This is a genomic window from Achromobacter sp. UBA4530, from assembly GCF_002388205.1.
GTDB classification, from domain to species: Bacteria; Pseudomonadota; Gammaproteobacteria; order Burkholderiales; family Burkholderiaceae_B; genus Achromobacter; species Achromobacter animicus.
This window is the reverse complement of record NZ_DGMA01000008.1, coordinates 212,437-224,147: the sequence shown is the minus strand read 5'-3', so window position 1 is coordinate 224,147 and position 11,711 is coordinate 212,437. Positions and strand designations below refer to the sequence as shown.

At 67.5% G+C, this 11,711-nt stretch carries 9 protein-coding genes; 8 read left to right on the top strand and 1 reads right to left on the bottom strand.

Annotated elements, in window-relative coordinates; translation table 11 throughout:
* Positions 1-4: 4 nt before the first annotated feature.
* A complete protein-coding gene (locus B2W22_RS07845) occupies positions 5-472 on the bottom strand; it encodes a group III truncated hemoglobin (protein ID WP_286937053.1) in 468 nt (155 codons plus the stop codon).
* A 166-nt stretch (positions 473-638) separates the two neighbouring features.
* On the opposite strand from B2W22_RS07845, the gene fes reads away from it, so the two are divergent.
* From fes to B2W22_RS07805, 8 genes are all read left to right on the top strand, one after another.
* The gene (fes, locus tag B2W22_RS07840) at positions 639-2,252 is read left to right on the top strand and encodes an enterochelin esterase (protein ID WP_286937051.1); all 1,614 of its coding nucleotides are present in this window, start codon (positions 639-641) and stop codon (positions 2,250-2,252) included.
* A gap of 208 nt (positions 2,253-2,460) precedes the next feature.
* The gene (locus B2W22_RS07835) at positions 2,461-3,927 is read left to right on the top strand and encodes an amidase (protein ID WP_286937049.1); all 1,467 of its coding nucleotides are present in this window, start codon (positions 2,461-2,463) and stop codon (positions 3,925-3,927) included.
* Between the two features lie 312 nt (positions 3,928-4,239).
* Complete coding sequence (locus tag B2W22_RS07830; RefSeq protein WP_175121204.1) at positions 4,240-5,859, top strand: methyl-accepting chemotaxis protein; 1,620 nt, start codon at positions 4,240-4,242, stop codon at positions 5,857-5,859.
* Positions 5,860-5,867: 8 nt separating this feature from the next.
* The gene (locus tag B2W22_RS07825) at positions 5,868-6,410 is read left to right on the top strand and encodes a chemotaxis protein CheW (RefSeq protein ID WP_286937047.1); all 543 of its coding nucleotides are present in this window, start codon (positions 5,868-5,870) and stop codon (positions 6,408-6,410) included.
* Positions 6,407-7,702 (top strand): CheR family methyltransferase, encoded by a 1,296-nt coding sequence (locus tag B2W22_RS07820; RefSeq protein ID WP_286937046.1) that lies wholly within the window; start codon positions 6,407-6,409, stop codon positions 7,700-7,702. The genes B2W22_RS07825 and B2W22_RS07820 overlap by 4 nt, the downstream gene beginning before the upstream one ends.
* Complete coding sequence (locus tag B2W22_RS07815) at positions 7,695-8,357, top strand: chemotaxis protein CheW (protein ID WP_254594847.1); 663 nt, start codon at positions 7,695-7,697, stop codon at positions 8,355-8,357. Before B2W22_RS07820 ends, B2W22_RS07815 begins: the two co-directional genes overlap by 8 nt.
* Positions 8,354-10,684, top strand: a complete 2,331-nt coding sequence (locus tag B2W22_RS07810) for a hybrid sensor histidine kinase/response regulator (RefSeq protein WP_286937044.1) — start codon at positions 8,354-8,356, stop codon at positions 10,682-10,684. The genes B2W22_RS07815 and B2W22_RS07810 overlap by 4 nt, the downstream gene beginning before the upstream one ends.
* Entirely contained in the window at positions 10,681-11,691 is a 1,011-nt protein-coding gene (locus tag B2W22_RS07805; protein ID WP_175121209.1) for a chemotaxis response regulator protein-glutamate methylesterase, read from the top strand. Before B2W22_RS07810 ends, B2W22_RS07805 begins: the two co-directional genes overlap by 4 nt.
* The last annotated feature ends 20 nt before the right edge of the window (positions 11,692-11,711 follow it).

Here is an 11,711-nt window from a genome sequence, read left to right as displayed (position 1 = left end):
GCCGCTAGGCGGGGCGCGCTTCGGGATGTGGTTCGGGCTGCGCCGGCGAGCGGAGTTCGGTCAGCGGCTGGTTGGGATCGCGCGACAACTGATAGCCGTACCAGAGGCTGCGCGCCATGCGCTTGGCCATTTCCTGCGCGGCATCGGCCAGGGCGCGATTCGGCAGGGCGTCGGTGGTCTCGCCAAAGAGGACCAGCCAGCGTTCGAAAAGCTCGGCTTTCAGGTTGGGCATGGCCGCGTGTTTGGGCATGGGCATGCCGGTGAACCGCCGCGTGCCCAGGATAACGGCTGACCAGAAGTCCGAGAGCGTGGCCAGGTGTTCGTCCCAGTCGTGGACCAAGCCGTTGAAGATTGGCCCGAGCGCTTCGTCGGCGCGCGCCTTGGCGTAGAAGGTATGGACCAGGTCCTGGATTTCGGCTTCGGTGCAGATGTCGGCGGTGGCGGTATCGGTGGCGATGTCGTGCGTGGTCAAGATGGTCTCCGGGCGGGGGGCAGGAGGCGATCTTAGGGCGAGGGTGGAAGCACGCGGGTTGATATGGCTCAAGCGGCGCGGCGTAATTTATTCGGACGCGTGCTCGGACGGGATCGGGATCTGTTTTCGGCAATAATGATATCCATTCTTATTAAGGCGGATGGATATGCGACAGATGAACGGGCGGCGCAATGGCCTGACTTCGACGGTATTGGCGGTTGCGTTGAAAGCGGCATTAACGGCTGCGTTGGCTGCGACAGCGCCGGGCGTGGCGGTTGCACAGTCAGCGCAAGGCGCGGTCATCCCGCAGGGCCATGCCGACAAGCCGCTCCCCATGCAAAAGGGTGAATTCGTGGCAGGCACATGGTCGGCGGACAGCGGCGTGACGCTGGATCTGCTGGACCCGCAAGGGCGCCATGTCCGCCGCCTGAGCGACCGCGAAAAGCCGGCCGGCGTGCTGATGCTGGTGGGGCCGGCCGATGGCGTCTATACCATACGGGCGCAGGGGCAGGGTGCGTATGAATGGTCCGTGACCCAACGCCTGCCGCTGTCCGAACAGCATGCGCCGGCGCCCACGCTGGACAGCCCGCGCCTGGCCGCGCTGGCCCAAACGTTGTCGCAGGGCGGCACGACGGCCACGTTCTGGGAAGAGATGAAGCGGCAGGGCACGCCGCTGATCGAGCCGGCAAACGCCACGCACGACCGTGTGACCTTCCTGTGGCAGGGCGCGGAACGTAACGTGCGCCTCTTCGGCGGTCCGTCAACGGACCACGCGCAGCTGTCGCGGCTGGGCGATTCCGACGTCTGGTACGTGAGCTTCCTGGTGCCCAAGACGGCCCGCCTGTCTTACCGGCTGGCGCCCGATGTGCCGGAACTGCCGGGGACCGGTATGGCGCGGCGGCGCGCGATTCTCGCCACGGCGCAGGCCGACCCCAACAATCCCAAGGTCTATCCCGAACGCGGCATCGACGCGTTCCAGACCTATTCGGTGCTGGAACTGGCGGACGCGCCGCCGCAGCCGTGGGTCGCGCCGCGCGCGGGTGTGCCCGCCGGCAGTGTCGAGGCGCTGGAACTGCGCAGCGAAATCCTGGGCAATACGCGCACGATTCATCTGTACCGGCCGGCAGGCTGGAAGTCCGATCGCCCGGACAACCACGTGCTGGTGCTGTTCGACGCGGGCGCCTATCTGGGGCGTGTGCCTACGCCCACCATCCTGGACAACATGATCGCGGCCGGCGTCATTCCCCCGACCGCGGCCGTGCTGATCGACAACCCCACCGCAGACTCGCGCGGCCGCGAGTTGCCGCCCAATCCGGATTTCGCCGACTTCCTGGCGCGCGAGCTCATGCCGTGGGCGCGCAAGCAGGGCATTGCAGCGCCCGCGGCACGCACGGTGATTGGCGGGTCAAGTTATGGCGGCCTGGCGTCGTCGTATGCGGCGTTGCGTCATCCCGAGGTCTTCGGCAATGTGCTGAGCCAGTCCGGCTCGTACTGGTGGTCGCCGCCCGGCGAGGAAGACCAGTGGCTGACGCGGCAATTCGTGGCGGTGCGGACGCTGCCGGTGCGGTTCTTCCTGGGCGCGGGCCTGTTTGAATCGGGGCGCGGCGGCCAGCCCGGCATCCTGGAGACCAACCGCCATCTGCGCGACGTGCTGCGAGCCAAGGGTTATCTCGTGACCCATCGCGAGGTGGCGGGTGGCCACGATTACCTGAGCTGGCGCGGGACCTTGTCGGACGGGTTGCTGGAATTGATCGGCAAGAACGGTCTGGCGCGGCAGTAGACGGGGGCGCCGGGCGGCGCGGCATGCTGCCGTTGTCCTGCCGTTGCCCTGCCGGTGTCCGCGGCGCGCGGAAGCCTTCACGCCCTGGGCGCGGCGTTGCCGATTTGCGTAGTATTGTCGCGATGCGCGCGGCCGGCCGCCGCGCTGCGCCCAATGACAATACGCGCGCCCGGCGGATCCGCGGCGCGCGCCAAGGAGACGAACGCCCATGCCTACCCCCGCCCCGCTCAATGACATCGTCGCTATGCCCGCGCACGCGCTGTCGGATGCCATCCGCAGCCGCCGGGTGTCCTGCCGTGAAGTGATGCAGGCGTACCTGGCGCATATCGACCGGGTCAATCCCAAGCTGAACGCCATCGTCGCGCGCCGCGATAGCGACGAGCTGCTGCGCGAGGCCGATGCGCGGGATGCGCAGTTGGCCGCGGGGCAGTGGCAGGGATGGCTGCACGGCATGCCGCAGGCCCCCAAGGACCTGACCGCCGTGCGGGGCATGGTCACGTCGATGGGGTCGCTGGTCTACAAGGACGTGGTGACGGCGCACGATTCGATTCTGGTCGAGCGCATGCGCGCCGCCGGCGCGATCTTCATCGGCCGCAGCAATGTGCCGGAATTCGGCCTGGGCTCGCACACCTACAACAAGGTTTATGGCGCCACGGGCAATCCCTATGACGTCACCAAGACCGCCGGCGGCAGCAGCGGCGGGGCGGCGGCGGCGCTGGCGGCGCGCATGCTGCCCGTGGCCGATGGCAGCGACTTCGGCGGCTCGTTGCGCAATCCCGCGGCGTTCTGCAACGTGTATGGGATGCGCCCGTCGGCCGGGCGTGTGCCGTCCGGTCCGTCGCCCGAAGTCTTCCTGAAGCAGCTTTCCTACGAAGGCCCCATGGGCCGCACGCCGCGCGACGTGGCCTTGCTGCTGTCGGTGATCGCCGGCCACGACAAGCGCGCGCCGCTGTCGCTGACGGACGATCCGGCGCAATACGCGCAGCCGCTGGATGCGGACTTGTCCGGCAAGCGCGTGGGCTGGCTGGGCGATTGGGGCGGCTACCTGGCGATGGAACCCGGCATCCTGGATCTCTGCGAAGCGGCCTTGAAGGATCTGGAGAGCGCGCGTTGCCAGGTCGATGACTACCAGGTGCCCTTTGCGGGCGACCGGCTATGGCGTATCTGGCTGGCGCACCGCCATCTGATGGTGGGCGGACAGTTCCATGCCCTGGTCAACAATCCCGAGACGCGCAAGCTGGTCAAGCCCGCGCTGATCTGGGAGGTCGAGGGACTGGAGGGCTTGACCGCCCGCCAGATCTATCAGGCGACCGAGGAACGCAGCGCGTGGTATCAGACGGTGCTGCGCATGTTTGAAGACGTCGACTTCCTGGCGGTGCCGTCGGCGCAGGTGTTTCCGTTCGACGTGAACCTGGATTGGCCCAAGGAGATTGCGGGCCGGCCGATGGATACGTATCACCGTTGGATGGAGACCGTCACGCCGTGGACGCTGGCCGGTTGCCCGGTCATCAGCGTGCCCGTGGGCTTTAACGCCGAAGGGCTGCCGATGGGCATGCAGCTTATCGGTCCGCCGCGCGGCGATCTTGCCGTGCTGCAACTGGCCCATGCGTACGAAAAGGCGCGCGATTGGGTGCAGGATCGGCCGCCGGTTGCGCTGTGGGAGGCCGCGGGCTGACCCGCCTGCCGCGTCTGCAAACTTCGCCGGCGGACCTGCCGGCCGCATCCAGAAGCATCGCCGGTTCAGCCGCCGGCGTACCACCGCTAACAAATGCCGCTTGATTTTATGTAATAGAACTTTGCATTTTCCCGACAAGCTAGCCATGTTTTGCGTTTTCCTGCGTTTTTCATGGCTGTGATGCGGCACCTTTGTAATAATTGTCGAAATTTCCCACATTCGAGCAGGAATGCGCTGATTGCCGGCGGGGAAATACCCAGGGGCGTCCCGGCAGGGCGTCGACGAGTCGATACAGTACAAAGGTCTCCCGGTATGAAGAATGTGACGCTCCGCCAAAGAATCATGGCCAGTTTTCTGGCCATTCTTGCCATCATGACGTTGATGGTGGTGGTGGACTACCGGCGGCTTCTGGATGTCGAAGCGGAAGCGCAGATGATCAACACCGACGCCGTGCCCGGCATCTACTACAGCACGTCGATCCGGGCAGCATGGTTCGCCGGTTTCGTGGTCGTGCAGGACGCCTTCAATGCGCCGACCGAGGCCGAGCGCCGCGCCGCGCTGGAAGCCCTGCCGCGGAACGACCAGCAGCTTGAAGAACACATCGACTTCTACCGGCGCACCATCGCCCGGCAGGACGACCAGCAGATGTTCGACGACTTCCAGAAGGAATTGCTGGAGTACAAGCGCATCCGCGCCGACATCCTGACGCCGGCCCTGTTGGCGGATCCGGCGCGGGCACAGACGCGGATCCTGACCGAGTTGCGGCCGTCGTTCTACCGAGGGCGCGACATCCTGGCCAGGATGGTGATCGAAAACAAAAAGCAGGCGGATGATGCTGCGGTGAGCATCCAGAAATCCGTGGAGTCGGCCGAGACCGGAATGCTGGTGTCCCTGCTGATGGCGATTGCCGCGTCCATCGTGTGCGGCTACCTGCTGATGCGCGCCATTGCCAACCCCATGCACGACATCGTGAAGACGCTGGAAGCGACGGGCGGAGGCGACCTGACGCGGCGGCTGAAGCTGGCGCGCAACGACGAATTCAACGCCATCGAGACCGGCTTCAACGGCATGGTCGACGAGCTGACTGGCCTGGTCGGCCGGACGCAGCGCTCGGCCGTGCAGGTGGCCACGTCGGTGACCGAAATTGCCGCAACGTCCAAACAGCAGCAGGCCACCGCGTCGGAAGTCGCCGCCACCACCACCGAAATCGGCGCGACGTCGCGCGAGATTTCGGCGACGTCCCGCGAACTGGTGCGCACCATGACCGAAGTCTCCAGCGCGGCTGAGCAGACCGCCACGCTGGCCGGCAGCGGTCAGGTGGGCCTGGCGCGCATGGAAGACACGATGCGCAACGTGGTGGGCGCGGCGGGCTCGGTCAACGCCAAGCTGGCGGTGCTGAATGAAAAGGCCGGCAATATCACGCAAGTCGTGACGACCATCACGAAGGTGGCCGATCAGACCAACCTCTTGTCGCTGAACGCGGCGATCGAGGCCGAGAAGGCGGGCGAGTACGGCCGCGGCTTCGTGGTGGTGGCCACCGAGATCCGCCGCCTTGCCGACCAGACCGCGGTGGCGACCTACGACATCGAGCAGATGGTGCGCGAGATCCAGTCGTCGGTATCGGCCGGTGTCATGGGCATGGACAAGTTTTCCGAGGAAGTGCGCCGCGGCATGGCCGACATGCAGCAGGTGGGCGACCAGCTCTCGCAGATCATCCAGCAGGTGCAGACGCTGGCGCCGCGCGTGCAGATGGTCAACGAAGGCATGCAGGCGCAGGCCACCGGGGCCGAGCAGATCAACCAGGCCCTGCAGCAGCTCAGCGACGCGGCCCAGCAGACGGTGGAGTCGCTGCGGCAGTCCAGCCTTGCCATTGAAGAGCTGACACTGGTGGCCAACGACCTGCGCAGCGGCGTGTCGCGCTTCAAGGTGTGATCGCGTCCATGACTGCTCCTGCCGTCCGCGCCCGCGCTGCCGCGAGCCACGCCGGCTCCGCTCGCCGGCTGTACCTGCTTTTCAGAATTGGCGCGGATCGCTATGCGCTGGACGCCGGGAATATTGCCGAAGTGCTGGGGCTGCGCGTCTTCAAGCAGGTGCCGGGCGCGCCGCATTGGGTGGCCGGCATGATGGAACGCCGCGGCGTTGCTGTGCCGGTCATCGACATGAGCGCGCTGGCCGGCGCGGGCACGTTCGCCGCCGTCACCAGCACGCGCGTGGCGCTGGTGCGCTACCGGCCGGATCACACTGACGCCGAGCGGCTGCTTGGGCTGATCCTGGAACAGGCCACCGAAACCGTCCACTACGACCCGTCGGGGTTTCAGCCGCATGCGCTGGACAATGCCGAGGCGCGCTATCTCGGTCCGGTCCTGACCGACGCGCAAGGCATGGTGCAGGCCGTTTCGGTCAATGATCTGCTGCCCGCCTACGTGCGGGCGCTGCTGTTTCCGTCTGACGGCAACGCGTCGGCAGCCGAGGCGCAGCCATGAGCCTGGTCGAGGAATTCAGCGGGCTCCTCAAGCGCCGCATGGGACTGGACAGCGGCTCCATCGGCCAGGCGGCCGTCGAGCGCGCGGTGCGGCACCGGATGCATGCGGCCGGCGTGGACGATGAGCAGGACTATCTGATGCGCGTGCAGGCCTGGCCCGACGAAATGCAGCAGTTGATCGAAGCCGTGATCGTGCCCGAGACCTGGTTCTTCCGGTATCCGGAATCGCAGGATGCGATGGCGGCGCTGGCACGCGAGCGGTTGTTCGCGCCTGGCTGTGAAGGGCGCATGTTGCGCGTGTTAAGCGTGCCGTGTTCCAGCGGCGAAGAACCGTATTCGATTGCCATGGCGCTGCTGGATGCGGGCGTTCCGTCGCATCGGTTCCATGTGGATGCCGTGGACATCAGCGTGCGCATGGTGGAATTCGCCCAGCGCGCCGTGTACGGCCGCAATTCGTTTCGCGGAGGCGATCTGGCGTTCCGCCATCGCCATTTTTCAGAGGTGCCGGATGGCCATCAACTGGCTGCGCGCGTGCGCGGGCAGGTCCGGTTCCAGCCGGGCAACCTGTTTGATCCGAACCTGTTGGCGGGCGCCGCGCCCTATGACTTCGTGTTCTGCCGCAACCTGTTGATCTATTTCGACCTGGCGACGCAGGAACGGGCCGTGCAGGTGCTGCGCCGGTTTGCGTGCGATGACGGTGTGCTGTTCGTGGGACCGGCCGAGACCAGTCTTCTGACCGGCCGCCGCCTGCCTGCCGTGCCGCTCGCGCGGTCCTTTGCCTTCCGCGCCAAGCCTGCGCCCGCGCCGGCAGAGATGCCGGCCGCTGCGCGCGCGCCGCTGTCCGGCCAGGGTCCCATCGTTCACGCCTGGACGCCGCCGCGCCGCCCGGTCGCGCAGACGCCCGCGCCGCGGCTGCCGGTGCCACATGCGGCAATTGCCGATACGCCATCCGCACCGCCCGCCGCCGCAACGGGGCAGGCCGCGCAGACGTTGCTGCGCGAGATCGCCGCGCTGGCCGATCTGGGCCGGGTGCGCGATGCCATGGCGAAATGTCTGGCGCACATCGAGATCCACGGCGCCAGCGCCGACGCGCTGCATCTGCAAGGTCTGCTTCTGGACGCGGAAGGGCAGTCGCGGCAGGCGCAGGCCGCCTACCGCAAGGCGTTGTATCTGGACCCGAACCACCGCGAGGCGTTGCTGCATCTGGCCGCGCTGGTGGCGTCGGATGGCGATCACGAGGGCGCCCGCCGCCTGCAGGCGCGCGCGGCGCGCGGGGAGGCGCGACGTGACTGACGCGATCCAAGCCCTGTCCGGCGTGGACGACTGCTGGAACCGCATCGGGATACGCGGCGACAAAAGCTGCCCGCAGCTTGCCGAGCATGTGCATTGCCGCAACTGTCCGGTGTATGCCGCGGCGGCCAAGCGTATCCTGGACCGTCTGCCGCCCGCGATGGAAGCGGCCGATGAGGCCGCTCCGCCGCAGCATTCGGCCAATCTGTCCTCGCTGCTGGTATTCCGGCTGCACCGCGAATGGATGGGCCTGCCGACCCGGTCGCTGGACGAGGTGGCCGGCACGCGCGGCATCATCAGCCTGCCGCACCGGCGCGATCCGGCGGTGCTGGGCGTGACCAACGTGCGCGGCACGTTGACGGTGTGCGTGTCGCTGCCGCGCCTGTTGGGCCTGGATGCCGCGGCGCCCCAGGCGCGCGAGCGTCCTGCCACCGCCCGCATGCTGATTTTCGGCGGCGCGGGCCGCGCCGTGGTGCTGCCCGTGGACGAGGTCGAAGGCATGCACGAAGTGGACCTGGAGGCGCTGGAGCCGCTGCCGTCGACGGTGCAGGGCGCAAGCCTGAAGTATTCGCGCGGCGTGGCGCGCTGCGGCGGCCGCGCCGTCGGGGTGCTGGACGAAACCCTGCTGATGCAGGCATTGGAACGGAGCCTCGCTTGAATCCCGATCAGATGCGCGACGCCTCGCTCCTCGAACTGTTCCAGATCGAGACCCGCACCCAGGTGCAGGTCTTGAACGACGGGCTGCTTGCCCTGGAAAAGAACCCCACGTCCGCGCCGCACCTTGAAGCCTGCATGCGCGCCGCGCATTCGCTCAAGGGCGCGGCGCGCATCGTGGACCTGCATCCGGCCGTACGCATCGCGCACGCCATGGAAGACTGCCTGGTGGCCGCGCAGGAAGGCCGTCTGCTTTTGCAAGCCGCCGACATCGATGCCTTGCTGCTGGGCACCGACCTGCTGCAGCGTGTCGCAACGCCGGGCGTGGAACTGGACGCCGAGATCGGCGATCTGGTGGCGCGGCTGAGCAGCGCGCCCAATCTGCCCAACGCCTCCAAGGCGCCCAGCACGTCCGGCACGCCGCCAGCGCCGGGCCCGCGCGCGGGGCGGCCGTCGGACTACCTGCCGCCCATCGTGCGGATCGAAGACGAGCCTGCCGCCGCCGCGCCGGCTGGCGCCGCAAAGCCGACCGCACCCGCCACCCTGCCATCGCGCCGCAGTTCGGACGGCAGCGTGGGCGAGGGCGAGCGGGTGCTGCGCGTGACCGCCGACACGCTGAACCGCCTGCTGGGCTTGTCCAGCGAGACCCTGGTCGAATCGCAATGGGTGGGGCCTTTCAGCACGGCCATGCTGCGGCTGCGGCGAATGCAGACGGGCGCGGCGCACGCGTTGGACGGCCTGCGGGCCGTGCTGGCCGATCAGCAACTGGACGCGCGTGGCCAGGCCGCACTGGACGACGCCCAGCGCATCCTTGAACAATGCCAGCGTGAACTGACGCAGCGCGCCAGCGAAGTCGACGAATTCGGCTGGCGCATGAATCATCTGACGCGGCGCCTTTATGACACCGCGCTCGCCTGCCGCATGCGGCCCTTTGGCGACGGCGTGGGCGGCATGCCGCGCATGGTGCGCGATCTGGGGCGTTCGCTGGGCAAGCAGGTTCGCCTTGAAATCGAGGGCGAAAACACGCAGGTGGACCGGGACATCCTCGAAAAGCTGGATGCGCCGCTCATGCACCTGCTGCGCAACGCCGTGGATCACGGCATCGAGGCGCCCGACGTCCGCGAACGCGCGGGCAAGCCGGCCGAGGGCCTGATCACGCTGTCGGCGCGCCATTCGGCGGGCATGCTGCTGGTTGAGCTGGCCGACGACGGCACCGGCATTTCGCTGGACCACCTGCGCGAAGAAGTCGTCGAACGCAAGCTCACGAATGCCGAGACCGCGTCGCGCCTGAGCGAAGCCGAGCTGCTGGAATTCCTGTTCCTGTCGGGTTTCAGCACGCGCGACGAGGTGACCGAGATATCCGGGCGCGGCGTTGGGCTGGACGTGGTCCAGACGATGGTGCGCCAGTTGCGCGGCGCGGTACGGGTCTACCAGCAGCAGGGGCGGGGCACGCGCTTTGTGCTGGAGATGCCGCTGTCGCTGTCGGTGGTGCGCAGTCTGCTGGTCGAGGTGCAGAACGAGATCTACGCGTTTCCGCTGGCGTACGTCAGCCACGCGTTGCAAGTGGACGCCCAGGACATCGAGCAGCTGGAAGGCCAGCAGCATTTCCGGTTCCAGGACCGGCAGATCGGCCTGGTGTCGGCGCGCCAGATCCTGCGCGCCGGCGAGGCCGCGCCAGCCACGGAGACCTTGTCCGTGGTGGTGGTGGGCGACCATGACCGGCTCTACGGCATCGCGGTGGACCGCTACGTGGGCGAGCGCACGCTGGTCGTGCAGCCGCTGGATCCCCGCCTGGGCAAGGTGCAGGACGTGATGGCGGGATCGCTCATGGATGACGGCACGCCGCTCCTGATCCTGGACGTCGAGGACATGCTGGTGTCCGTCCAGAAGCTGATCGAGGGCGGGCGGCTGTCGCGGGTCGACAGCGGGTCGGGCGCGGCGGCCACGCGCCGCCGCAAGCGCGTGCTGGTGGTGGATGATTCATTGACGGTTCGCGAGCTTGAGCGCAAGCTCCTCTTGAACCGCGGCTTCGATGTGGCGGTCGCCGTGGACGGCATGGATGGCTGGAACATGCTCCGCAGCGAGGACTTCGATCTGATCGTGACCGACGTCGACATGCCGCGTATGGACGGCATCGAGCTGGTGTCGCGGATCAAGGCGGATCCCAGGCTGCAGACCCTGCCCGTCATGGTGGTGTCGTACAAGGACCGGGAAGAGGACAGGCAGCGCGGACTGGATGCTGGCGCGGACTACTATCTGGCCAAGGGCAGCTTCCATGATGATGCGCTGCTCGACGCCGTTGAAGACCTCATCGGGAAGGCACGGACGTGAGAATCGGGATCGTCAACGATATGCCCCTCGCCGTCGAAGTCCTGCGGCGAGTCATTACATTGGAACCCGGCCTGGAGGTCGCCTGGACGGCGTCCGACGGTCTGGAGGCCGTCCAGCAATGCGCCCGCGATCGTCCCGATGTCGTGCTGATGGATCTCATCATGCCCGTCATGGATGGCGTCGAGGCCACGCGCCGCATCATGGCCGAAACCCCCTGCGCAATCGTTGTGGTCACCTCCGACGTGGCGGGCCACACGTCGCGCGTTTTTGACGCCATGGGTCACGGGGCGTTGGATGCGGTGGACACGCCGGTGGTCGGCGCCGCCGACATGCGCACCGCGGCGGCCCCGCTGTTGCGCAAGATCCGCAATATCGGCTGGCTGATCGGCCGTTACGGCAATCGTGCCGCATTGACGCCGGTCAGCAAGCCTGCGGCGCCCGCTAGCACGCGCCGGCTGCTCGCGGTGGGCGCGTCGGCCGGCGGCCCGGCGACACTGGCCCAATTGCTGCGCGACATTCCCCTGGATTTTCCGGCCGGCATCGTGCTGGTGCAGCACGTGGACGCGTCGTTTGCGGCGGGCATGGCGGACTGGCTCAATGACCAGGTGCCGCTGCCGGTCAGGCTGGCGCGCGAAGGCGAACGGCCGTTGCCCGGCCAGATCCTGCTGGCGGGCACGGATGACCATCTGACTCTGCTCGAGGATGGTACCCTCCGGTACACGGATTGTCCGCGCGAAAGCCTGTATCGGCCCTCCATCGATGTCTTCTTTCATAGCGTCGCGCAGCACTGGCGCGGCGTCGCGGTCGGCGTGCTGCTGACCGGCATGGGCCAGGACGGCGCGCGCGGCCTGAAGGCGCTGCGCGAGCGTGGATGCCTGACCATCGCACAAGACCAGGCCACCAGCGCCGTCTATGGCATGCCGAAGGCGGCCGCGGCCATGCAGGCCGCGGTGGAAATCCGGCCGCTCGAACAAATTGCGTCCCGCGTGATTCAGGCTTTCGCCTGAGCCGCGGCACATCGTTAGCA